Source organism: Actinosynnema sp. NPDC059797, assembly GCF_042732085.1.
In the GTDB taxonomy this organism is placed as follows: Bacteria; Actinomycetota; Actinomycetes; order Mycobacteriales; family Pseudonocardiaceae; genus Actinosynnema.
In genome coordinates this window covers 1-22550 of the sequence record NZ_JBHWIE010000109.1, presented here as the reverse complement: position 1 = coordinate 22550, position 22550 = coordinate 1, and the positions used below count along the sequence as shown (strand labels likewise).

Genomic DNA, 22550 nt, shown 5'->3' with positions numbered 1-22550 from the left:
GGGGGGGCTGGCTGGAGGGCGCGGTGGTGGCGATCGGCAACGCCCCCACGGCCCTGTTCCACCTGCTGGACCTGATCGCCGCGGGCGCGCCGAAGCCCGCCGCGGTGCTGGGCGTGCCGGTCGGCTTCATCGGCGCGGCCGAGTCGAAGGAGGCGCTGGCGGACAACCGCCTGGGCCTGGAGTACCTGGTCGTGCGCGGGCGTCGGGGCGGCAGCGCCATGACCGCCGCGGCGGTCAACGCGATCGCGAGCGAGGACGAATGACCGGCAAGCTGTACGGCGTCGGGGTGGGTCCGGGCGACCCGGAGCTGGTGACCGTCAAGGCGGCGCGGCTGATCTCCGAGGCGGACGTGGTGGTGTTCCACAGCGCGCGGCACGGCCGGAGCGTGGCGCGCCGGATCGCCGAGCCCTACCTGCGGCCGGGCCAGGTCGAGGAGCAGCTGGTCTACCCGGTGACGACCGAGGACTCGGACGACTACCAGGGCGAGATCGACGCCTTCTACGAGGAGTGCGCGCGGCGGCTGGCCGCGCACCTCGACGCGGGGCGCGTGGTGGTCGTGCTGGCGGCGGGCGACCCGTTCTTCTACGGGTCCTACATGCACCTGCACAAGCGGCTGGCGCACCGGTACGAGGCCGAGGTGGTGCCCGGGGTGACGTCGGTCAGCGCGGGCGCTGCGGTGCTCGGTCGGCCGCTGGTGGAGCGGGACGAGGTGCTGACCGTGCTGCCGGGCACGCTGCCCGCCGACGCGCTGGCCGAGCACCTCGCGGGCGGCGACCCGGTGGCGATCATGAAGCTGGGGCGGACGTTCCCGCACGTGCGGGCGGCGCTGGAGCGGTCGGGCCGGCTGGACGAGGCGTGGTACGTGGAGCGGGCCACCACCGGCGGCCAGCGCACCGCGCCGCTGTCCGAAGTGGACGCCGAGAGCGTGCCCTACTTCTCGCTGGCGCTGCTGCCCAGCCGGGGGCAGCGGCGGCGGGAGGCGCGCGGCGAGGTCGTCGTGGTCGGGCTCGGCCCGGCCGGTCCGGAGTGGCTGACGCCGGAGGCGCGGCGGGCGCTGACCGAGGCCGATGACCTGGTCGGGTACGTGACGTACCTGAACCGGGTGAACGCCAGCCCTCGGCAGCGGGTGCACGCCTCGGACAACAAGGTGGAGTCCGAGCGCGCCGCGTTCGCCCTGGACCTGGCCAGGCGCGGGCGGCGGGTCGCGGTGGTGTCGTCGGGCGACCCCGGGGTGTTCGCGATGGCGAGCGCGGTGCTGGAGGTCGCGGACGAGGAGCAGTTCGCCGACGTGCCGGTGCGCGTGCTGCCGGGGCTGACCGCCGCGCACGCGGTGGCCAGCCGGGTCGGCGCGCCGCTCGGGCACGACTACTGCGTGGTGTCGCTGTCGGACCGGCTCAAGCCGTGGGACGTGATCGAGGGCCGGCTGGAGGCGGCGGCGAGGGCGGACCTGGTGCTCGCCGTCTACAACCCCGCGTCCAAGAGCCGCACGTGGCAGGTGGAGTCGGCGCGGGAGGTGCTGCTGCGGCACCGGTCGCCGGACACGCCCGTGGTGATCGGGCGCGACGTGGGCGGGCCGGAGGAGGACGTGCGGGTGGTGCGGCTGGCCGACCTGGACGCGTCCACCGTGGACATGCGGTGCCTGCTGCTGGTCGGGTCCTCGCAGACCCGGTGGACCGCGCGCGGTGCGGTGTTCACGCCGCGCCGCTACCCCCGGTGAGCCAGGCCACGGCCTCGGCGACCGTCTCCACCAGCGGCGCGTCGGGCGCGGGCGGGCGGCGCACCACGACGACCGGCATTCCGAGGTGACGGGCCGCGGTCAGCTTGGCGGCCGTCATCGGGCCGCCGCTGTCCTTGGTGACCAGGACCTCGACGGCGTGCTCGCGCAGGAGCGCCAGCTCGCCGTCGACGGTGTAGGGGCCGCGGTCGAGGATCACGGTCAGGCCCGGGGCCGGGTCCTCCGGCGGGTCGACGGTGCGGGCCACGCCGGTGGTGAAGTGCCCCAGCTCCTGGCGGCCGGTGGTGATGAAGGCGCGCCTGCCCCGCACCGCCGCCGCCGCGTCGGCGACGGTGTCCACGTAGGTCCAGCCCGGCTGCGGCGGCCACGGCGGGCGGCGCAGCACGAGGAACGGCGTGCCGGTCTCCGCGGTGGCGGCGACGGCGTTGGCGGTGATGCGGTCGGCGAACGGGTGCGTGGCGTCCACGACCGCGTCGACGCGTTCGGCCCGCAGGTACCCGACGAGGCCCCGCACGCCGCCGAAGCCGCCGACGCGCACCTCGCCCGGCGGCAGCCTCGGCGCGCTCACCCGGCCCGCCAGCGAGGAGATCACCCTCAGGCCCGTGAGGGCCTCGGCGAGCGCGCGACCCTCCCCGGTGCCACCCAGCACCAACACGGTCCTCACGGCTGTTGCATCCTGACGTCGTGAGCACGCAACTGCGCTTCGGCTGGACGACGGGCGCCTGCGCGACCGCCGCGACCACCGCCGCCTACGCGGCGCTGCTCACCGGCGAGTTCCCGGACCCGGTGGGCATCGTGCTGCCCAAGGGCCAGACGCCGGTGTTCGCGCTGGCCCGGGAGGAGCTGGGCGCGGACTTCGCGGCCGCCTTCGTGGTCAAGGACGCGGGCGACGACCCGGACGTCACGCACGGCGCGCTGGTCGGCGCGACGGTCCGGGCGGGCGAGCCGGGCTCCGGCGTGGTGTTCCGCGCCGGGCCGGGCGTCGGCACGGTGACCAAGCCGGGCCTGCCGCTGGACGTGGGCGAGCCCGCGATCAACCCCGTGCCGCGCCGGATGATCCGCGAGCACGTCGAGCGGGTGGCGCGCGAGCACGGCGGCAGCGGCGACGTGGTCGTGGAGATCTCCGTGGAGCACGGCGAGGAGCTGGCGCGCCGCACCTGGAACCCGCGGCTGGGCATCCTGGGCGGGCTGTCGATCCTGGGCACCACCGGGATCGTGGTGCCGTACTCGTGCTCGGCGTGGATCGAGAGCATCCGGCGCGGCGTGGACGTGGCGCGGGCCGCCGGCCGCACGCACGTCGCCGGGTGCACCGGCAGCACGTCGGAGAAGGTGGCGGCGGAGCTGCACGGGCTGCCGGAGGACGCGCTGCTGGACATGGGCGACTTCGCCGGCGCGGTGCTGAAGTACCTGCGGCGCCACCCCGTGCCGCGGCTGACCGTGGCGGGCGGGATCGGCAAGCTGTCCAAGCTCGCCGACGGCCACCTGGACCTGCACTCGGGCCGGTCGCAGGTCGACCTGGGCTTCCTGGCGTCGCTGGTGGGCGACGACGACGTGGCCGCCCGGGTGCGGGAGGCCAACACGGCGCTGGGTGCGCTGCGGGTGTGCCAGGAGGCCGGGGTGCCGCTGGGCGACCTGGTGGCGGTGCGGGCGAAGGCCGTCGCGGAGGGGGTGCTGCGGGGCGCGCCGGTGGCCGTGGACGTGGTGGTGATCGACCGCGCGGGGGCGGTCGTCGGCCGGGCGGGCTGAGGGGCGGTTCACGAGCGGCAGCGGTCGGCCGAGTAGAGGTGGCTGTCGGGGAAGCCCTCGGCGGCCAGCACCCGGCCCACCACGATCACGGCGGTGCGCCTGATCCCGGCGGCCAGCACCTGGTCGGCGATGGTGGCCAGGGTGCCCCGGAGGACCTCCTCGTCGGCGCGGCTGGCCCGCGCCACCACGGCCACCGGGCAGTCCGGGCCGTAGTTGGGCAGCAGGTCGGCCACCACCTCGGTGATCCGCTGCACGGCCAGGTGCAGCACGAGCGTGGCGCCGGACCGGCCGAGCGAGCCCAGGTCCTCCCCCGGCGGCATGGGGGTGGCGCGCGCGGCGGTGCGGGTGAGCACGACGGTCTGCCCCACGCCGGGCACGGTCAGCTCGCGGTTCAGCGCCGCCGCGGCGGCGGCGAAGGCGGGCACGCCCGGGGTCACGTCGTAGGGGATGCCCAGGGCGTCCAGGCGGCGCATCTGCTCGGCCACCGCGCTGAACACCGACGGGTCGCCGGAGTGCAGGCGGGCCACGTCGTGGCCCGCGGCGTGCGCGTCGGCCAGCTCGGCGACGATCTCGTCGAGGGTGAGCGACGCGGTGTCCACCAGGCGGGCGCCCGGCGGGCAGTGCGCCAGCACCTCGGTGGGCACGAGCGCGCCCGCGTACAGGCAGACGGGCGAGTCGGCGAGCAGGCGGGCCGCGCGCAGGGTCAGCAGGTCGGGCGCGCCGGGGCCCGCGCCGATGAAGTGGACGGTCACCGGTCCTCCTCCGTCAGGGTCTCGGTCACGGACTGGGTCGCGGGCTTGGTCACGGGCTTGGTCACGGCCCAGGTGGTCACGGGCAGGTGCGGTCGCCAGGCGGTGAAGCCGCCGACGGGCGCGGCGCGGGAGACCTCCACCCGGGTGAGGTCGCCGCCCAGGCGCGCCCGCCAGCGGGTGAGGACGGCCTCGGACTCCAGGGTGACGGCGTTGGCGACCAGGCGACCGCCCGGCCGCAGGGCCTCCCAGCAGCGCTCCACCACGCCCGGCGCGGTCAGGCCGCCGCCGATGAACACCGCGTCCGGCGGCTCCAGGTCCAGCGCGCCGGGCGACTCGCCCACCACGACGCGGATGCCGGGCACGCCCAGGGCGGTGGCGTTGCGGGTGACGCGGGCGGCGCGCCCGGGGTCCCGCTCGACGGCGATCGCGCGGCACGCCGGGTGGGTGCGGCACCACTCGACGGCGATGCTGCCCGCGCCCGCGCCCACGTCCCACAGCAGCTCGCCGGGTCGGGGCGCGAGCAGCGCCAGGCTCACGGCGCGCACCTCGCGCTTGGTCAGCTGCCCGTCGTGCTCGTAGGCGTCGTCGGGGCGGCCCGGGGTGGTCGACGCGCCGTCGCGGCCGCACTCCAGGGCCAGCACGTGCAGCGGGTCGGCGTCGTCGAGGTCGTGGTGGACGCGTTCGCGCGGGCCGCCGAGCTGCTCCAGGACGGTGATCCGGGCGTCCGGGGCCAGGGCCGCGACCTCGCGGGGCGCGCCGCCGAGCACCAGCACGCGCCGGCCGGGGTGCAGGTGCGGCACGACCAGCGTGGCGGGCCTGCCGACCAGGCTGACCACCGCCACCTCGTCCAGCGCCCAGCCCAGCCGCGCGCACGCCAGCGACGCCGACGACGGGTGCGGCACGGCGCGCACGCGGTCCGCGCCCAGCAGCCGGACCAGGGTGGAGCCGATGCCGTGGAACATCGGGTCGCCGCTGGCCAGCACGGCGATCCGGTGGCCCCGGTGGCGGTCGAGCAGGTCCGGCAGGGCGGGCAGCAGCGGCGAGGGCCACGGGACCCGCTCGAACTCGCCGGGGACGAGGTCGAGCTGCCGGGAGCTGCCCATGAGCACGCGGCAGGAGGCGATCTCGTGGCGCGAGGCGTGCGGGAGCCCGTCCCACCCGTCGGCGCCGATGCCGACGACGACGATCACCGGACGTTGCCCAGCACGCGGGTCACGGTGATCTCGACGACCACCCGCTCGGGGTTGGGGCGGGGGGTGCGGTAGCGCCGCTCGTACCGCCGCTCGGCGTCCGCGACGGCCTCGGGCTCGCGGCGGATCACGGCCCGGCCCTCCAGCGTCGACCAGCGGGCACCGTCCACCTGGCACACCGCGACGGCCGCGCCCGCCTCGCCCGCGGCCAGCACGTGGCGGACCTTGCTCGAACCGCCCGAGGTGATCACGCGCGCGGTGCCCGCGTCCACGTCCAGCGTGACGCCGACCGGCACGACGTGCGGCGTGCCGTCGCGCCGGACCGTGGTCAGCGTGCACAGGTGGCGCTCGGTCCAGAACGCGCGGAAGTCCTCGCCCTTGGTCGACAACATGGGTGCATCATGCGGCACGCCCGGGCTATCGTGGAAAACGTGATGCGCCGATTTAGCCGCCCCCGGCCGGGAGACCCGGTCGTCGGGGCCTGCGGCGTGCGCTGAATCACGCGGTCCCGTCGGCGGACCGGCCAGGGGGTGCCCCCGCACCGTCCAGCCGATCCGCGAAAGGGACACCGCGATGACCCGCGACCTCAGCGACCCCGCCTACGGGCCGCACGCGATGCAACTGCTCCTCGACGAGATCCTGGCCGTCCTGCCGGGGGACGTGCGCGTCCTCCGGGATCACCCGGACGTGTCGATCGACGACAACTACACCGCGCTCGGCTACCCGCCCGACGCGGTCACCCGCGACGCCCGCTACACGCGCTACACCACCGAGGGCCGGATGTTGCGCAGCCACACCACGGCCATGGTGCCGCCCGCGCTGCGCCTGCTGGGCGCCGCCGACGACTGGGACGACGTGGTGCTCGCGTGCGTCGGCGTGGTGTTCCGGCGGGACGCGGTCGACCGGGTGCACTCGGGCACGCCGCACCAGCTCGACCTGTGGCGGATCTCGCGCCACGAGGCGTCGTTGGACGAGCTGGTGGAGGCGGTGGTCGAGGCGGCCGTGCCGGGCCTGCCGCACCGCACCACGCCCGCCGAGCACCCGTACACCACGGCCGGGCGGCAGGTGGACGTGCTGGTGGACGGCCGGTGGCTGGAGGTCGCCGAGTGCGGCCTGGCGGCGCGGCACGTGCTGGACCGGGCGTGGCTGCCCCGCGACGTGCGCGGCCTGGCCCTGGGGCTGGGCCTGGACCGGCTGCTGATGATCCGCAAGGGCGTCCCGGACATCCGGCTGCTGTCGTCCACCGAGCCGCGGGTGGCCGCGCAGATGCTCGACCTGGCCCCGTACCGACCGGTGTCGCGGCACCCCGCGATCACCAGGGACATCTCGGTGGCGGTCGCGGCGGACGCCGACGCGGAGACCATCGGCGACGTGGCGCGGGACGCGGTGGGCGACCTGGCCGAGGAGGTGCTGGTGGTGGGCGAGACGCCGGTGGCCGAGCTGCTGCCCGCGGCGGTGGCCAGGCTCGGCGCGCACCCCGACCAGAAGAACGTGCTGCTGCGCCTGGTGCTGCGCCACCCGACGCGCACCCTGACCGACGAGGAGGCGAACGCCGCGCGGGACGCCGTGCACGCCGCGGTGCACGAGGGCGATCAGCCCCTGATCTCGTTGAGGTAGTTGTAGATCGTGTACCGGGTGACGCCGAGCACGCCCGCCAGGTGGTCGACGGAGTCCCTGATGAGGAACAGCCCCGCTTCGTCGAGGACGCGCACCACCTGCGACTTGTGGGACTTCTTCATCAGCTCCACCGGCACGCCGACCGACTCGACGGCGCGTTCGACCAGCAGGCGCTGGAGGGTCTCGACGTCACCCGGGAACACCTCGACGGGGCGGACGGGGGTGGGGACTGGAGCGGGGGCGGCGGTGGGGACCGCGGCGGGGGCGGCGGGAGCAGGAGCGGTGGCTGCGGCAGGGGGCGCGGCGGGGGCGGCGGCAGGGACTGGAGCGAGGGCTGCGGGGACTGGAGCGGGGCTGGTGGGGGCGGACGCGGGGACGGCGGCGGGGGTGGCAGAGGGCGCGGCGGGGGTGGTGGGGGCGGCAGGGGGCGCGGCAGGGGCGGCGGGTGGCGCACCCACCACCCGGGCCCCGGGTCCGCGCAGCCCCTTGAGCGCTTCGGCGAACCGCCGGACCGTGCCGGGCGTGGTGGAGGCGTGCGGTGAGACGCGCACGTGCTCCCGGCGCGCGGTCGCGGTCACGCCCGCCGCCGCGAGGGCCGCGCCGACCACCGGCGGCGGCACGTCGGGCAGGGTGAACGCGAGGATGCCCGCGCGCCGCCCGGTCGCGGACACCACCTCGCCGCCGGCCGCGCGGACCGCCTCGGCCAGCGCGTCCACGTGCTCGGCCACGCGCCGTTCGAGGGCCGCCACGCCGGCCCGCTCGACCAGCTCCAGCGCCGTGGCGAGGGCGCCCGCGGCGACCGGGCTGAGGTTGGTGATCGACCAGCCGGCCGCGCCCTCCCCCACCGGGTGGACGGCGTCGTCGAACAGGCCCGGGTCCCGCGCGCCGGTCCAGCCGGACAGCACCGGGTCCAGGCGCTCCAGGGCGCGGTCGGACAGCGCCAGGAAGCCGGTGGACCAGCCGGCGCGCAGCCACTTCTGGCCGCCGACCACCAGCGCGTCGGCCGCCTCCCACGGCTCGTCGACCACGCCGAAGCCCTGGATGCCGTCCACCACCAGCAGCCGGTCGCCCACCACCTCGCGCAGCGCGGCCAGGTCGGCGCGGTGGCCGGTGCGGAAGTCCACCGCGCTGACCGACACCGCGGCGGTGGCCGGGGTCAGCGCCGCGCGCACCGCCTCGGGCGTCACCGGGCCGGCGGGCAGCCACGTCACGTCCACGCCCGGCGAGCGCGCCCACGGGTAGGTGTTCGCCGGGAACTCGCCCGCCGACACCAGCACCCCGCCGCGCAGCGCGAGCGCGAGCTGGAACAGGCCGGTGCTGGTGTTGGGCAGCAGGGTCACGCGGTCGGTGTCGCCCCGGCACAGCCGCGCGGCGGCGGCCCTGGCGCGCGGTTCCCGGCGCATCAGTTCGTCCACGGTGGACGGACCGGCCGCCGCCGAGGACTCCAGCAGCTCCGTCGACGCCTCCACCACGGCGTGCGAGGGCGGCCCGAAGCGGGCGAAGTCCAGGTACCCCTCCGGCTCGTGGAACTGGACGAGGTAGGAGGACGGGATGCGCATGGTCACCTCCGCATACCGGTCGGACATCCCAAAGTACAACTCCCTGTTGAAGACGTCCACGACTTGTTGAAGGGAATTGCCCGCGTGTCCGTTTCGTTGAGCGGGGTACCAGGGGTGTGAGCCCTGAAGTCAACACCGAGGAGGACCTATGGCCACCGTGGAGCTGACCGCGGAGAACTTCGACGAGGTTGTCGGCGGCTCCGAGATGGTCCTGGTCGATTTCTGGGCGTCCTGGTGCGGCCCGTGCCGCCAGTTCGCGCCGGTCTACGAGAAGTCCGCCGAGAAGCACGGCGACATCGTGTTCGGCAAGGTCGACACCGAGGCGCAGCAGCAGCTCGCCGCGGCGTTCCAGATCCGGTCGATCCCGACGCTGATGATCGTGCGCGACGGCGTGGTGCTCTACGCCCAGCCGGGCGCCCTGCCGGAGTCGGCCCTGGAGGACCTGATCGACCAGGCTCGCAAGGTCGACATGGACGAGGTCCACAAGCAGGTCGCCGAGCAGAAGGCGGACCAGGGGGCCTGAGCCGCCCCCGGTGGTCGGCCGCCCGGTCGGCCACCACGGGGCGGGCGGTCAGCCGCGCCCGTGCACCGGCAGCGTCACCGTCACGTCCAGCCCGCCCCCCGGTCGGGCGGTCGCGGTGGCGGAGCCGTCGTGCGCCTCGGCGATCGACCGCACGATCGCCAGCCCCAGTCCCGCGCCCGCCGGGGACGCCATCCGGTCCGCGCCGCGGCGGAACGGCTCGAACAGCCGCTCCGGTTCGGGGACGCGCGGCCCGCTGTTGGACACCGTCACCGCGCCGCGCGGGTCCAGCACGACCCGGAACCACCCGCCGGGCTCGTTGTAGAGCATCGCGTTGCGCACCAGGTTGTCCAGCAGCCGGGCCAGCAGGACCTGGTCGCCCGGCACGACGAGCCCGACCGGGACGACCTGTCCGCGCACCCCGTGCGGCGCGTGCGCGGGCGGCACCGCCAGCGCTTCGCGCACCACCTCCTCCGCCACCGCCGCGAGGTCGACCGGTTCGCGGCCGGGCAGCCCGTCCTCGCTGCGGGCCAGCAGCAACAGGCCCTCCAGGAGCTGGTCGAGCCTGTGGTTGGCGGCCAGCAGCTCGTCCCGGGCCGCCGCGATCTCCTCGGCGGTGGTGGCGTTGGCCAGGCGCACCTGGATGATGGCCCGCTCGACCGCCAGCGGGGTGCGCAGCTCGTGCGAGGCGTTGGCCACGAACCGGTGCCGGGCGGTGAACGCCCGGTCGAGGCGGTCGAGCATCCGGTCGAAGGTGTCGGCGAGGTCGCGCAGCTCGTCCGGCGGACCGCCCAGCGCGATGCGCTCGTGGATGTTGTTCGCGGACATGCTGCGCGCCTGCGTGGTGATGGTGTGCAGCGGTCGCAGCACCCGGCCCGCGACCCACCAGCCCACCACCGACGCGAACACGGCCATCACCCCGACCGCGATCACCGACACCAGCACGAGCTGGTCCAGCGCGTCCGCCTGGACCGCCTCGGCCAGCGCGGTGACCTGCGCGGGCGTCAGCGCGGCCCGCCCGCCCCCCGGCGCCGACGGCTTGGGCAGGACCGTGACGTTGGTCAGCCGGTCGCCGCCGACGGCGTCGCGGATGACCACCTCCACGCTGCCCGCCAGGGTCTGCCCGGACAGCAGCAGCACGACGCCCAGCAGCACCAGGCACGTCGCCAGGCACAACCCGCCGTACAGGAGGGTCAGCCGCAGCCGGACCCCGCTGCGCGGCCTGGTCAGACGCGGTAGCCGACGCCGGGCACGGTCACGATCAGCGGCGGGTCCCCCAGCTTCGCCCGCAGCCTGCTCACCGTGATCCGCACCGCGTTGGTGAACGGATCGGCGTTCTCGTCCCACACGCTCTCCAACAGGGTCTCCGCGCTGACCACGCCGCCGCGCGCGCTCAGCAACGCCTCCAGCACGGCGAACTCCTTCCGGGACAGCGCCAGGTGGCGACCCGCCCGGACGGCCTGGTGCCGGGGCACGTCGACCTCCAGGTCGCCGTGGCGCAGCACCGGTGACACCAGTTCGGCGGGGCGGCGGCCCAGGGCGCGCACCCGCGCCACCAGCTCGTCGAAGTCGAACGGCTTGGCCAGGTAGTCGTCGGCGCCGAGGGACAGGCCGCCGACGAGGTCCCGCTTCGAGGCGGCGGCGGTGAGCATCAGCACCCGGCTGCCGGTCCGCCCGGCCACGATCCGCCGGCACACCTCGTCGCCGTGCACGCCGGGCAGGTCCCGGTCCAGCACCACGACGGCGTAGCGGTTGACGGACAGGCGGGCCAGCGCCTCGTCACCCGACAGCGCGACGTCGACGGCCAGGGCGTGCCGGCGCAACCCCTCCGCGATCAGCTCGGCCAACGCCGGCTCGTCCTCGGCGACCAGCACCCGCAACGGATCCGCCCTCCCTTCCGCGCCACGGTAGCGGCGGCGGTGTTTCAGCGGTGTATCGGAGGAGCGAAACACCCCTGATAGCCGCTTTCGACTACACCTCCGGGGCAAGCGCGCGGTGGCCGCGCGCGGTTTCCTGGAAGGTGCCGGCCTTGATCGCCTCATCCGTCCGCATAACGCGGTTCCTGTTGTTCGGCGTCGCCCTGTTGACCACCGCGGCGTGCTCGTCGGGATCGGGCGGCACGACGCCCGGCACGACGAGCGCCATCGCCGCGGACGGCCCGGTCCGCTTCACGCAGTGCGTGCGGGACAAGGGTTTCGACCTGCCCGACCCGCCGCCGGGCGCGCAGTCCGTCGAGCTGCCCCCCGAGGCCAAGAGCGACCCGGCGATGGCCGCCGCGGTCTCCGAGTGCCGCCACTTCCTCGGCGAGGGCAGCGGCAAGCAGGCGGGCGACCCCGAGCAGCAGGACCGGGCGTTGGCCCTGGCGCGGTGCCTGCGCGAGCAGGGCATCGCGGTGGAGGACCCCGCGCCGGGCCAGCCGCTGCGCCTGGACATCGACTCGAAGGACCCGAAGGCGATGCAGGCGGTGCAGGACTGCCGGAGCAGGACGTCCGGTTCGGCGGACGGGCGGACCGGTGGCCGCTGAGCGCAGGCGCCGCCTGCTCGTGGCGGCCGTGGTCGTGGTCGTCGTCGCGGGCGGCGCGACGGCGTTCGCGCTGACGCGGCGGGAGCAGCCGGTCGCCGCGGGCGCGCAGGCCCGGCCGCCGACGGCCGAGGTGACGCGCACCGACCTGGTCCAGACCACCCGCGCCGAGGGGGTGCTCGGGTACGACGGCAGCTTCTCGGTGCCCGCCGCGCCCGGTGGCGGCATCGCCACCTGGCTGCCCGCGCCGGGTTCCGTGGTCCGGCGGGGCGAACGCGTCTACGCCGTGGACAACCGCGCCGTGCCGCTGCTCATCGGGGACACCCCCCTGTGGCGGGAGCTCGGCGAGGGCGTGGCCGACGGCCCGGACGTGCGGCTGCTGCGGGCCAACCTGCGCGACCTCGGGTTCGGGGCGAACCTGCTGGACAACGAGCACTTCTCCGGCGCGGTCGGCGACGCCGTCGCGCGCTGGCAGGAGGCGCTGGGGGTGGAGCCGACCAGGGTGGTCCGGCCGGGCGACGTGGTCGTGGCGGCGTGGGACCTGCGGATCGTCGAGGTGCGGGCCACGCTCGGCGGCCCGCTGCCGACCGTGGTGGCCACGGCGTCGGGCACGGGCCGCGTGGTGACCGTCGACCTGCCGGTGGCCCGCCAGGGCCTGGCGGCGGCGGGCGCGGCGGTGCGGGTGCTGCTGCCCACCGGCGCGGCGACGCCGGGCACGGTGGCGTCGGTCGGCACGGTCGCGACCCCGGCCCCGCGCGACCCCGGCTCGGCCGAGGGCGACCCGGCGGAGGCGACCGTGCCGGTGCGGGTCACGCTCGACGACCCGGCCGCGGCGGGGACGCTGGACGGCGCGCCGGTCTCGGTGGAGTTCGTCAGCGAGACCCACCCCGGCGTGCTGGCGGTGCCCCTGGTCGCGCTGCTGGCCATGCCCGACGGCAACTACGCCGTGGACGTGGTGGAGTCGGGCGAGGGCGGCGCCTGGAGCAGGCGGCGCGTGGTGGTGCGGCTGGGGTTCTTCGCGAACGGCCTGGTCGAGGTCTCGGCCGACGGCCTGGCCGAGGGCGTGGAGGTGCAGGTGCCGGAGCGGTGACGGACATGATCACGGCGACCCGGGTGGCCAAGGAGTACCGGGGCGGGGTGCGCGCCCTCACCGACGTCTCGCTGACCGTGCGGCAGGGCGACCTGATGGCGATCGTCGGGCCGTCCGGCTCCGGCAAGAGCACCCTGCTGCACCTGATGGGCACGCTGGACACGCCCTCCAGCGGCACGGTCGAGGTGCTGGGGCACGACGTCTCCCGCGTGCGGGACACCACGCTGTCGGCGATGCGGGCGCACTGGATCGGTTTCGTGTTCCAGCAGTTCTTCCTCGGCGCGGCGCTGAGCGCCGTGGACAACGTGGCCACCGGCCTGATGTACCTGGGCGTGCCGCACCGGCGGCGCCGGGAGCGCGCCGCCGAGGTGCTCGACCGCGTCGGCCTCGGGCACCGGCTCGACCACCGGCCCGCGCAGATGTCCGGCGGCGAGCGGCAGCGGGTGGCGATCGCCCGCGCCCTGGTGACGGACCCGGCGGTGGTGCTGGCCGACGAGCCGACGGGCAACCTCGACTCCGCGTCCGGCGCGGTCGTGCTCGACCTGCTGCACCGGCTGCACCGCGACGGCACGACCATCGTGGTGATCACGCACGACAACGACGTGGCGCGGCAGCTGCCCCGGAGGGTGCGGATCAAGGACGGCGCCGTGGTGTCGGACTCGGCCGCGCCGGGCTCGGGGGAACCTGACCGGGGAGGCCGCGGGGTGGCGGGACCGGGGGACCCCCGGTGAGCGCGCCCGTGCGGGAGCTGCCGCCGCCGTCGCTGCTGCGCGTGCCCGACCTGCTGCGGGAGAGCACGTCCGGGGTGCGCGGGCGGCCGGGTCGGGCCGTGCTGTCGCTGCTGGGCATCGCGGTCGGCGTGACCGCGGTGGTCGCCGTGCTCGGCATCAGCGCCGCCGGTCGGGCCGGGTTGCTCGCCCAGATCAGCAGCCTGGGCACCAACATGCTCACCGTCTCGCCGGGGCGGGACCTGTTCGGCAGGCAGACCGAGCTGCCCGAGGACGCGGTCGCCATGGTGGGCCGCATCGAGGGCGTGGAGTCGGTGACCGCGGTCGGCGTGCTGGCGGACCGCTCGGTGCGGCGCACCGACAAGGTCGACGCGGACGAGACGAACGGCATCGGCGTGTTCGCCACGCGGCTGGACCTGCTCGACACCCTGGGCGGCGAGGTGGCCAAGGGCTCCTTCCTGACCCCGGCGACCGAGCGCTACCCCGGCGTGGTGCTGGGCGCGGTGGCCTCCGCCCGGCTCGGCGTCGGCTCCCCCGGCGACCAGGTGTACCTGGGCGACCGCTGGTTCACCGTGGTCGGCGTGCTGGCGCCGCTGCCGCTGGCGCCGGAGATCGACCGCGCGGCGCTGGTCGGGTGGCCGGTCGCCCGGGAGCAGCTCGGGTTCGGCGGGCGGCCGACGACGATCTACGAGCGGTCCGCCGACTCCGCCGTCGGCGACGTGCGCGCGGTGCTGGCCGCGACGGCCAACCCGGAGAACCCGGAGAACGTGTCGGTCAGCCGGCCGTCCGACGCGCTGACCGCGCAACTGGCGGCCGAGTCGGCGTTCGACGGGTTGTTCCTCGGGCTGGGCGCGGTGGGGCTGCTGGTCGGCGGCATCGGCGTCGCCAACACGATGATCATCTCGGTGCTGGAGCGGCGCGGCGAGATCGGGATGCGCCGTTCGCTCGGCGCCACCAGGGGCCACGTCCGGGCGCAGTTCCTCGCCGAGTCGGCGGTGCTGTCGGGCATCGGCGGTTCGCTCGGCGCCGCGGTGGGCGTCCTGGTGTGCGTCGGCTACTCGGTGGCCGGGGACCTGCCGCTGACCCTGCCGTGGGCGGCGGTCCTGGCGGGCCTGGGCGCGGCCGTCGGCACGGGGGTCCTCGCCGGCCTGTACCCGGCGGCGCGGGCGGCACGGCTCAGCCCGACCGAGGCGCTGGCCTCGGTGTAGCGACCGGGCGCCGCGGCGGGGGCGGAGCCCGGCGGACCGGTCCGGCGACGCGGTTCGGAAGTCGCCGGACATGCGGACGTCAGCCTGAGGGGGGCAGATGGGAGCGCACAAGTTCGCCAGGCCGGCCAGGGACGAGGAGGAGGAGAGGCGGCTGCGCAGGCTCGCCGCGTCGCGCACGGTGCCGCGCTGGCTCAACCAGCGCGCCCGGATCGTGACGCTGAGCTGGGACGGCGCCACGACCGACGAGATCGCCAGGCAGGTGGGCCTGAGCCCGCGCACGGTGCGGGGCTGGCTCACCCGGTTCGACGGCGACGGGCTCGACGGGTTGGCCGACCTGCCGAGGTCCGGGCGGCCGCCCCAGCTCGGCCGGGCGGAGCGGGCGCGGCTGGTGCAGTTGGCCAGGGCGGGCGGTCCCGGCCGGCCGTGGACGCTGTCGCGGCTGGCCGCCACCGCCCGCGCGGCGGGCATCGAGATCAGCCGCAGCCAGCTGCGGCGCGTGCTGCTGGACGAGGGGGTGGCCTGGCGGGAAAAGGTCGGGTACCGAGCATGACGGGGCCCCGATTTGGCTGCGCTTTCTTATGGCACGGGCAATTCCACGCGACACCGTCCGGATGCTCCGATAGCGTGACCTTCCCACGAGCGCGGTTGACGCCCTCTGTTGTCCATACCAAGAATCGGCACGGACGTCCCACGTTCCCGGGACGCCGTTCCCACCACAAAACGACAGACGAGGTACAGCCATGTCCGAAGAATTCTCGCTCGACGCCGAGGACGTCGAAGTCACCAGGACGCCGCCCGCGTCCGCCGACTTCATCGTCGCCGACGACGACCCCACCGACCCGGTCCTGATCATCGCGGACGACGACCCGACGGACCCCGTTTTATGACCGCTGTGGAGCCGGGGCGCGCGGACGCCGGGACCGGGCCCGTCCGGGGCCTCGCGGCCCTGGTCGGTTCCCTCGGCGTCGAGCGCTTCACCACCGAGTTCCTGGAACGGCGGCACGTCCGCGTCCCGGCCGAGGAGCGGAGCGCGGACCTGCCGCTGTCCCTGGCCGACGTGGACGAGATCCTGGCGCGGTCGAGCATCCGCTCCTCCGACCTGCGGGTCGTGGCGGACGGGCGGGAGACCCCGGTGGGCCGACTCGCCGCGCCGGGTGACGGGACCGCGCTGGAGCAGCTCTACGACCGGTACCGCAAGGGTTCCACCATCGTCGTCAAGTTCCTGGACGAGCGGTGGCAGCCGTTGCGCGAGCTGTGCGCGGACCTCACCGCGGACCTCGACGCCAGGGTGCAGGTCAACGTCTACCTGACCCCGCCCGGGGCCAGGGGCCTCACCCCGCACTTCGACACCCACGACGTGTTCGTGGCCCAGGTGTCGGGTGTCAAGCACTGGCGGATCTACGACTCGCCGTACCCGCTGCCGGTGCCCGGCCAGTCCTACGCGGAGCACCGGCCGGGACCGGACCCCGGCGAGCCCGTGGACCGGTTCTCCATGCGGCCCGGCGACGTGCTCTACATGCCCAGGGGATGTGTGCACGACGCCACGTCCGGTGAGGAGGCCTCGCTCCACCTCACCATCGGCGTGCTGCCGGTGCTGTGGTCCTCGCTCGTGCGGGACGCGGTGCGGACCGCCGTCGAGCGCGACGAGCGGCTGCGGCGCGCCGTGCCCGCCGGTTCGTTCACCGACCCGGCCGCCAGGGCGGCGGCCGAGGCCGCGCTGGTCGAGCTGCTCGACCTGGTCCGGTCGCTGGTGGACCCGGCGGAGCTGCTCGACCGGGCCCGGCGGGTCGCGGAGGCGGGCCTGCGGCCCGACCTGCGCGGTCACCTGCTGGACCTGGAGGCCGTGCGGGGGCTGGAACCGGGCACGCCGGTCCGCCGCCGCGAGCGCGTGCCGTGCGTGGTCGAGCGCGACGGGGAGAAGGTCCACCTGCGGTTCCACGGCAAACGGGTGAGCCTGCCCGCGCGCGTGGACGAGCAGGTGCGGTTCATCTCCTCGGCGCGGGAGGAGTTCCGGCCCAGCGACCTGCCCGGCGGGCTCGACCCGGCGGGCCGCGTGGTCCTGGTGAAGACCCTCGTGCGCGAGGGCCTGCTCACGGTCGGCTGACGACCGGCTCCCCGTCCGGCACCTCGACGTCCCCGCCGAGGTGCCGGGCGAGGAAGCGCTCGGCCGCCGCGTGGAACGCCATCCGGTTGCGCGGTCGTGCGAACGCGTGCCCCTCGTCCGGGAAGAGCAGGTACTCGTGGTCGATCCCCTTGTCCCGCAGCACGGCCACGACCCGCTCGGCCTCGGCCACGGGCACCCTGGGGTCGCGCGCGCCGTGCGCGACCAGCAGCGGGACCGCCAGCCGGTCGATCCGCGACAGCGGCGACCGCTCCCACAGCATCGCGGCGTCCGCCTCGGGGTGGCCGACCCGGCGCCACAGCCGCTGGGCCAGGCCGGACAGCCGGCCGCCGGGCACCGAGGCCAGGAACGTCCGCAGGTCCGCGGGCGCGGCCACCGCGACACCGCAGCGGAACACCTCCGGCGTGGACGTGACGCCGACCAGGGCCGCGTAGCCGCCGTAGGAGCCGCCGTAGATCGCGATCCGGGCCGGGTCGGCCCAGCCCCGGTCGACGACGTGGCGGACCGCGTCCAGCAGGTCGTCCTGCATGGCCGCGCCCCACTGCCGGTCGCCCGCGTTGACGAAGTCCTTGCCGTAGCCGGTGGAGCCGCGGAAGTTGACCCGCACCACCAGGTAGCCCCGGTTGGCCAGCCACTGCGTCTCGCCCCGGTAGCCCCACAGGTCGCGGGTCCACGGGCCGCCGTGCACGACCAGGACCGCGGGCAGGTCCCGCCGGGGCCTGCCGGGCGGGAAGCTCAGGTAGCCGGGCACCTCGAGCCCGTCGCGGGCGGTGCAGGTGAACGGCTCGACGCGGGCCAGCGGCAGCCCGTCCAGGGCGGTGGTGTGGGTGAACAGCGGCGTCGTGCGGAGGGTGCGGCGGTCGTGGAGCCGGTACTCGGCGGGCCCGTCGTCGACCAGGTACTTGACCAGCCAGGTCCGGTCCGCGGTGTCCGCGCCCAGCACCGTGACCTCGCCCGGCCGCGCGGCGACCAGCGCCGCCACGTCGGCCTCGACGTCCGGTCGCAGCGCCTCCAGGTGCGCGCGTTCGCGGCGCACCACGGCCAGCCGCGCCTCGCCGTCCGGTCCGACGCCCGCGCCGACCACGTCGTGCCGCGGGTCCTCCGCCAGCACCTCGGCCTCGCCGGTGGCCACGTCGACGCGCAGCAGCCGCGCGGCGGGCGCGTCGCGGCTCGACAGCAGCAGCAGGTGGCGGCCCTCGGCGGTGAAGCCGACCACGCGCAGCAGCATGGTGTCGTCGTGGCCGACCTCGTGCAGGGTGCGCCACGTCCCGTCCGGGTCGCGCACCACGACGGCCAGCCCGTCGTCCGGCTTGGTCTCCACGGCCGCCCTCGGCCGCAGGTCGGCGTCGGCGGTCCACGCCGTCACCCCCGGGCGGGAGGCCACGAGCTCCAGCTCGCCGGTGGCCAGGTCCAGCACGTGCACGTCGTGCTCGCCGGGCTCGCGCAGGTCCAGCGCCACCAGGGCGTGCCCCGGCCGGTTCGGGCGCAGCGCGACCAGCCTGGCCTGCACGCCCGGGAACGGGGTGAGGTCGCGGGAGCCCTCCTCCGGCGCGGTCACGTCCACCACGTGCAGGTGGGTCCGCTCGTCGCCGTCGCGGTCGCGCGCGTGGAGCAGGCGCCTGCCGTCCGGCGCCCAGGCGAACACCTGCACGCCCCGGTCCCGGTCGTCGGTGACCGGGGCGTACGGCCCGCCGACCGGGCCGCACCACACGTTCCGAACTCCCCCGGAAGGCGCCACGAAAGCTATTCGCGCGCCGTCCGGGGACAATGCCGGGTTCACTCGATCCGGATTCGCGAACAGCACCGCGCGGGGAATTGTCCTCGGCTTGGCCACGATCGCCAGTGTGGTGTTCACCCAATGCGCCGTCCAGCGACCGAACGGTGGACCCGAAGAACTCCGGGAGCATGATGTCGACGCGTTTCGTCTTTTCCAAAGCAGGTGGCGACCCGACCGGCAGCGGCATCACCGGCGACCCCGATCCCGGCGCGCCGGCCGAGCCCGCGGCCACCGGTCGCCGCCCGGTGGCCGCGCTGTCCGGCGCGTTCCGGGTGCTGGGCCTGGTGTGGCGGGTGGACGCCCGGCTGACCGCCTGGCTCGGCGTGGCCATCGTGGTCGCCGGCCTGGTGCCGGTCGCGGCGGCGGCCACGGTGCGGGTGCTGGTCAACGCCGTCCTGGCGGCGCTCGCGGGCCGGGGCGGGCAGCCGCTGGACGTGCGGCTGCCGGGCGTGGTCTTCGACCTGCCCGCCATGCCGACCACCACCGCGGTGGTCTCGCTGGTGGCCGTCCAGTTCGCGGTCAACCAGCTCGGCGGGGTCGCGGCGGCCGTGCGCACCGGCGCGCAGCAACTGCTCCAGGAGCGGGTGACCCAGGACGTGCGGTCCAGGATCATGGACCACGCGGCGCGGCTGGACCTGGCGTTCTTCGAGCGCGGCAAGTCCTACGACCTGCTGCGGCAGGCGCAGCAGGAGGCGGCGATCCGCCCGGTCGGCATGGTCGGCAGCGCGTTCGGGCTGCTCCAGGGCCTGGTGATGTTCGTGGGCCTGGCGGCGCTGCTGATCACGGTCAGCCCCTGGCTGGCGCTGCTCGCGCTGCTGGCCCCGGTGCCCGCGTTCGTGGCCGACGCCCGCCACGGCACGCAGGCGTTCCTGCTGTCCGCGCTGGCCGCGCCGGCGCGCAGGCGGATGGACTACCTGTCGTCGCTGCTCACCACCGACCGGCACGCCAAGGAGGTCCGCGTGTTCGGCCTCGGCGCGTACCTGACCGGGCGGTTCCGGCTCATCGGCGCGCGCTACTACGAGCGGCTGCGCGCGCAGGTGCGGCGCAGGCAGGCGGCGGCGGCGCTGTGGGGGACCCTGAGCACGCTCGCCGGCGCGGCCACCTACCTCTACCTGGCGCTGGCCGCGGTGCGCGGCAGCCTGACCCTGGGCGACCTGATGCTCTACACGGCGGCGGCGGTGACCCTCCAGGCGTCGATCCAGTCGGTCTTCTCGTCGCTGGCGACCGTGCACGAGAGCACGCTCTACCTGGACCAGCTGTTCGCCCTGCTGGCGGTGCCGGTGGAGCGGTCCGCGGGCACGCTCGCGCCCGGTCCGGCCGCGCCCCGGATCACGTTCGAGGACGTGTCGTTCCGCTACCCCGACTCGACCGGGTGGGCGCTGCGCGGGGTGAGCTTCGACCTGCCCGCCGGCGGGCTCGCGGCGCTGGTCGGCCCGAACGGGTCGGGCAAGTCCACGGTGGTCAAGCTGGCCTGCGGCCTGTACCGGCCCACGGCGGGCCGGGTGCTGCTGGACGGGGTCGACCTGGCCGAGTACGACCCCGAGCTGCTGCGGGCGCGGACCTCCGCCCTGTTCCAGGACTACGCGACGTACCAGGCGACCGTGCGGGAGAACGTGGGGCTGGGCGACGTCGGGCGCGTCGAGGACGCGAAGGCCGTGCTGGAGGCGCTGGCCCGCGCGGACGCGCTGGACCTGCTGAAAGACCTGCCGCAGGGGCCGGACACGGTGCTGGGCCGCTGGTTCGGCCGGGGCACCGAGCTGTCCGGCGGCCAGTGGCAGCGGCTGGCGCTCGCCCGCGCGTTCATGCGCGAGGACGCCGGCCTGGTCGTGATGGACGAGCCGTCGTCGGCGCTGGACGCGCGGGCCGAGGCGGACCTGTTCGCCCGGCTGGGTGAACTGACCGCGGGGCGCACGGTGCTGTACGTGTCGCACCGGTTCTCCACCGTGCGGCAGGCGGACGTGATCCTGGTGCTCGACCGCGGCCGGCTGGTGGAGTCGGGCACGCACACCGAGCTGGTGGGCAGGTCGGACGGGGTGTACGCGGGCCTGTTCGAGCTCCAGGCCGCGCCGTTCCGGGACTGAGCGCGGCCGGCTAGTCGTCGTCCATCGCGCGCGTGTCGCGGGGCGGGGCCACCGGGTCCTGCCCCGTCGACTCGCCCGCCTCCATCCGCCTGCCGCGCTCCAGCTCGGCGTCGAGTTCCGCGCCCAGCAGCAGCATCAGGTTCGAGATCCACAGCCACACCAGGAAGATGATCACGCCGGCCAGCGAGCCGTAGGTCTTGTTGTACGAGCCGAAGTTCGCCACGTACAGCGCGAACCCGGTGGAGGCGACGATCCAGGCGAACACGGCCAGGAAACCGCCCGGCGTGATCCACAGGAAGCTCGGCTGCCGCACGTTCGGCGACGCCCAGAACAGCAGCCCGATCGCGGCGCTGGCCAGCAGGAACAGCACGGGCCACTTGGCGATGTCCCACACCGAGACGAACGTCGAGCCCAGGCCCAGCAGGTCGCCGAGCCACTGCGCCACGCCGCCGGTGAGCGTGACGCCCAGCGCGGTCAGCGCGAGCAGCACCACCACGCCGACGGTCAGCCCCAGCCGCAGCGGGACGACCTTCCAGAACGGGCGCCCCTCCTCCACGTCGTAGATGGAGTTCGAGGCGCGCATGAACGCGCCCACGTAGCCCGAGGCCGACCACAGCGCGGTCACCAGGCCGACGATCGCCAGCAGCCCGCTCGCCCGCGACTGCTGGAGGTTCTCGATCCCGTTCGCGATGAAGTCCTTGGCCTCGCCCGGTCCCAGCACGTCCAGGCTGTCCACAATGGTCTGGGTGGCGCTCGGCCCGAGCAGCCCCAGCAGCGACGTCAGCAGCAGCAGGCCGGGGAACAGCGACAGCACCGAGTAGTAGGTGAGCGCCGCGGCCCAGTCGGTGAGGTTGTCGTCGTTGAACTCCTTGACCGTCCGCTTCAGCACCGCCCACCAGGAGTGCTTCGGCAGCTGGGTCGGTGCCTCGGGTGCCCGTGTCGCCATGGCCGTCGGTTTCCCCCGAAGACGGGGCGTACACCTGCGGAGTTCTGGGTAGTCGGGTGGCGAGTGAGAGGAGACGGCCATGAGCCACGTCACCGGCGACCGCGAACCGTCCACCGCCGAACTGGTGAGCCGGCTCTCCGAGCAGGTGAGCAGGCTGGCCCGGGACGAGTTCCGGCTGGCCGCGGCCGAGATGCGCGCGAAGGGCAAGCGCGTGGGCGCGGGCGCGGGCCTCCTCGGCGGGGCGGGCGTGCTGGCCTGGTTCGGCCTCGGCGCGGTCATCGCCGGCCTGGTGCTGCTGCTGGCCACGGTCTGGCCCGCGTGGGTGTCGGCGTTCGTCGTCGCGCTGGCCGTGTTCGCCGTCGCCGGCGTGCTCGCGCTGGTCGGCCGCAGGCAGATCGACCGCGGCACCCCTCCCCTGCCGGAGGAGGCCATCTCGAACGTCAAGCAGGACATCGCCACCGTGAGCGAGAGGGCACACCGATGAGCGGCCCGAAGAAGGACACCGGCCCGACCGACCCGGACGAGCTGCGCGCCGACGTCGAGCAGACCCGGCGCGAGCTGGGCGAGACCGTGGAGGCGCTGGCGCACAAGGCGGACGTGCCCGGCCGGGTCAAGGAGAAGGCGCACGAGGGAGTGGAGAAGGTGAAGGAGACCGCGACGCGGGCCAACGCGACCGTGGCCGCCGCGGCGGGCAAGACGGCCGCCGCGGTCGGGCACGCCGCCGACAAGGCGGGTGAGAAGGTGGGCAAGGCCGGCGCCGCCGCCGGGAGCGCGGGCGTCGCGACCGGTGAGAAGGCCGGCGCGGTCGGCGAGAAGGCGGGCGCGGTCGCGGCCCAGGTGGGTGAGAAGGCCGGCGCGGTCGTCGGCCAGGTGGGCGAGAAGGCCGGCGCCGTGGACGGTCAGGTGAGCGAGAAGGCGACTGTCGTGGCTGGTCAGGTCAGTGAGAAGGCGACCGCCG

Annotated in this window: 24 protein-coding genes; 15 read left to right on the top strand and 9 right to left on the bottom strand. The window is 75.4% G+C overall.

The window, feature by feature from the left end:
• A partial coding sequence (locus tag ACFV4N_RS23145; protein WP_499674659.1) for a precorrin-8X methylmutase occupies positions 1–263 on the top strand: 263 nt, incomplete at its 5' end.
• Positions 260–1717: a precorrin-2 C(20)-methyltransferase gene (locus tag ACFV4N_RS23140; RefSeq protein WP_499674658.1), complete on the top strand. Its 1458-nt coding sequence runs from the start codon at positions 260–262 to the stop codon at positions 1715–1717. The genes ACFV4N_RS23145 and ACFV4N_RS23140, both read left to right, overlap by 4 nt.
• Here ACFV4N_RS23140 and ACFV4N_RS23135 read toward each other — a convergent pair.
• Complete coding sequence (locus ACFV4N_RS23135; RefSeq protein WP_499674657.1) at positions 1692–2399, bottom strand: cobalt-precorrin-6A reductase; 708 nt, start codon at positions 2397–2399, stop codon at positions 1692–1694. The two genes, ACFV4N_RS23140 and ACFV4N_RS23135, sit on opposite strands and share 26 nt — an antisense overlap.
• Before the next feature lie 20 nt (positions 2400–2419).
• On the opposite strand from ACFV4N_RS23135, the gene ACFV4N_RS23130 reads away from it, so the two are divergent.
• Complete coding sequence (locus ACFV4N_RS23130) at positions 2420–3481, top strand: cobalt-precorrin-5B (C(1))-methyltransferase (RefSeq protein ID WP_499674656.1); 1062 nt, start codon at positions 2420–2422, stop codon at positions 3479–3481.
• Positions 3482–3489: 8 nt separating this feature from the next.
• Here the strand turns inward: ACFV4N_RS23130 and cobM are convergent, their stop codons facing one another.
• Genes cobM through ACFV4N_RS23115 form a run of 3 tightly spaced genes read right to left on the bottom strand, consistent with a single transcriptional unit; the run spans position 3490 to position 5815 of the window.
• Positions 3490–4233 carry a precorrin-4 C(11)-methyltransferase gene (gene cobM / locus ACFV4N_RS23125; protein ID WP_499674655.1) on the bottom strand — a complete coding sequence of 248 codons (744 nt, stop codon included), beginning with the start codon at positions 4231–4233 and terminating at the stop codon, positions 3490–3492.
• A complete protein-coding gene (cbiE, locus tag ACFV4N_RS23120) occupies positions 4230–5423 on the bottom strand; it encodes a precorrin-6y C5,15-methyltransferase (decarboxylating) subunit CbiE (protein ID WP_499674654.1) in 1194 nt (397 codons plus the stop codon). The genes cobM and cbiE overlap by 4 nt, the downstream gene beginning before the upstream one ends.
• Entirely contained in the window at positions 5420–5815 is a 396-nt protein-coding gene (locus ACFV4N_RS23115; protein WP_499674653.1) for a TIGR03618 family F420-dependent PPOX class oxidoreductase, read from the bottom strand. Before ACFV4N_RS23115 ends, cbiE begins: the two co-directional genes overlap by 4 nt.
• Positions 5816–5996: 181 nt before the next feature.
• Between ACFV4N_RS23115 and srmL the strand changes: the two genes are divergently transcribed.
• Complete coding sequence (gene srmL / locus ACFV4N_RS23110; protein WP_499674652.1) at positions 5997–7040, top strand: PheS-related mystery ligase SrmL; 1044 nt, start codon at positions 5997–5999, stop codon at positions 7038–7040.
• Here srmL and ACFV4N_RS23105 read toward each other — a convergent pair.
• Positions 7016–8626 (bottom strand): aminotransferase class V-fold PLP-dependent enzyme, encoded by a 1611-nt coding sequence (locus tag ACFV4N_RS23105; protein ID WP_499674651.1) that lies wholly within the window; start codon positions 8624–8626, stop codon positions 7016–7018. The genes srmL and ACFV4N_RS23105 overlap by 25 nt on opposite strands.
• A gap of 121 nt (positions 8627–8747) precedes the next feature.
• On the opposite strand from ACFV4N_RS23105, the gene trxA reads away from it, so the two are divergent.
• Positions 8748–9122, top strand: a complete 375-nt coding sequence (trxA, locus tag ACFV4N_RS23100; RefSeq protein ID WP_499674650.1) for a thioredoxin — start codon at positions 8748–8750, stop codon at positions 9120–9122.
• 48 nt (positions 9123–9170) lie between these two features.
• On the opposite strand, the gene ACFV4N_RS23095 is transcribed toward trxA, so the two are convergent.
• Positions 9171–10295, bottom strand: coding sequence for an ATP-binding protein (locus ACFV4N_RS23095; RefSeq protein ID WP_499674649.1), 1125 nt, complete (start codon positions 10293–10295; stop codon positions 9171–9173).
• Between the two features lie 50 nt (positions 10296–10345).
• Entirely contained in the window at positions 10346–10999 is a 654-nt protein-coding gene (locus ACFV4N_RS23090) for a response regulator transcription factor (RefSeq protein ID WP_499674648.1), read from the bottom strand.
• Between the two features lie 149 nt (positions 11000–11148).
• On the opposite strand from ACFV4N_RS23090, the gene ACFV4N_RS23085 reads away from it, so the two are divergent.
• The 7 genes from ACFV4N_RS23085 (at position 11149) to ACFV4N_RS23055 (ending at position 16770) form a co-directional block, all read left to right on the top strand.
• Positions 11149–11643: a hypothetical protein gene (locus tag ACFV4N_RS23085; RefSeq protein ID WP_499674647.1), complete on the top strand. Its 495-nt coding sequence runs from the start codon at positions 11149–11151 to the stop codon at positions 11641–11643.
• Positions 11633–12730: a peptidoglycan-binding protein gene (locus ACFV4N_RS23080; RefSeq protein WP_499674646.1), complete on the top strand. Its 1098-nt coding sequence runs from the start codon at positions 11633–11635 to the stop codon at positions 12728–12730. Before ACFV4N_RS23085 ends, ACFV4N_RS23080 begins: the two co-directional genes overlap by 11 nt.
• Positions 12727–13461 carry an ABC transporter ATP-binding protein gene (locus ACFV4N_RS23075; RefSeq protein ID WP_499674645.1) on the top strand — a complete coding sequence of 245 codons (735 nt, stop codon included), beginning with the start codon at positions 12727–12729 and terminating at the stop codon, positions 13459–13461. Before ACFV4N_RS23080 ends, ACFV4N_RS23075 begins: the two co-directional genes overlap by 4 nt.
• Positions 13458–14666 carry an ABC transporter permease gene (locus tag ACFV4N_RS23070; protein WP_499674644.1) on the top strand — a complete coding sequence of 403 codons (1209 nt, stop codon included), beginning with the start codon at positions 13458–13460 and terminating at the stop codon, positions 14664–14666. Before ACFV4N_RS23075 ends, ACFV4N_RS23070 begins: the two co-directional genes overlap by 4 nt.
• Positions 14667–14763: 97 nt before the next feature.
• Positions 14764–15216, top strand: a complete 453-nt coding sequence (locus ACFV4N_RS23065; protein WP_499674643.1) for a helix-turn-helix domain-containing protein — start codon at positions 14764–14766, stop codon at positions 15214–15216.
• Positions 15217–15406: 190 nt separating this feature from the next.
• Positions 15407–15553 (top strand): hypothetical protein, encoded by a 147-nt coding sequence (locus ACFV4N_RS23060; RefSeq protein WP_499674642.1) that lies wholly within the window; start codon positions 15407–15409, stop codon positions 15551–15553.
• Positions 15550–16770 carry a cupin domain-containing protein gene (locus ACFV4N_RS23055; RefSeq protein WP_499674641.1) on the top strand — a complete coding sequence of 407 codons (1221 nt, stop codon included), beginning with the start codon at positions 15550–15552 and terminating at the stop codon, positions 16768–16770. The genes ACFV4N_RS23060 and ACFV4N_RS23055 overlap by 4 nt, the downstream gene beginning before the upstream one ends.
• On the opposite strand, the gene ACFV4N_RS23050 is transcribed toward ACFV4N_RS23055, so the two are convergent.
• Positions 16757–18499 carry a S9 family peptidase gene (locus ACFV4N_RS23050; protein WP_499674640.1) on the bottom strand — a complete coding sequence of 581 codons (1743 nt, stop codon included), beginning with the start codon at positions 18497–18499 and terminating at the stop codon, positions 16757–16759. The genes ACFV4N_RS23055 and ACFV4N_RS23050 overlap by 14 nt on opposite strands.
• Before the next feature lie 194 nt (positions 18500–18693).
• Here ACFV4N_RS23050 and ACFV4N_RS23045 point away from each other — a divergent pair, with 194 nt between their 5' ends.
• Positions 18694–20646, top strand: a complete 1953-nt coding sequence (locus tag ACFV4N_RS23045) for an ABC transporter ATP-binding protein (protein ID WP_499674639.1) — start codon at positions 18694–18696, stop codon at positions 20644–20646.
• A gap of 10 nt (positions 20647–20656) precedes the next feature.
• On the opposite strand, the gene ACFV4N_RS23040 is transcribed toward ACFV4N_RS23045, so the two are convergent.
• A complete protein-coding gene (locus ACFV4N_RS23040; protein ID WP_499674638.1) occupies positions 20657–21592 on the bottom strand; it encodes a YihY/virulence factor BrkB family protein in 936 nt (311 codons plus the stop codon).
• A gap of 79 nt (positions 21593–21671) precedes the next feature.
• Here ACFV4N_RS23040 and ACFV4N_RS23035 point away from each other — a divergent pair, with 79 nt between their 5' ends.
• Positions 21672–22076, top strand: a complete 405-nt coding sequence (locus ACFV4N_RS23035; protein ID WP_499674637.1) for a phage holin family protein — start codon at positions 21672–21674, stop codon at positions 22074–22076.
• On the top strand, positions 22073–22550 hold a 478-nt coding region (locus ACFV4N_RS23030; protein ID WP_499674636.1), incomplete at its 3' end, for a DUF3618 domain-containing protein. The genes ACFV4N_RS23035 and ACFV4N_RS23030, both read left to right, overlap by 4 nt.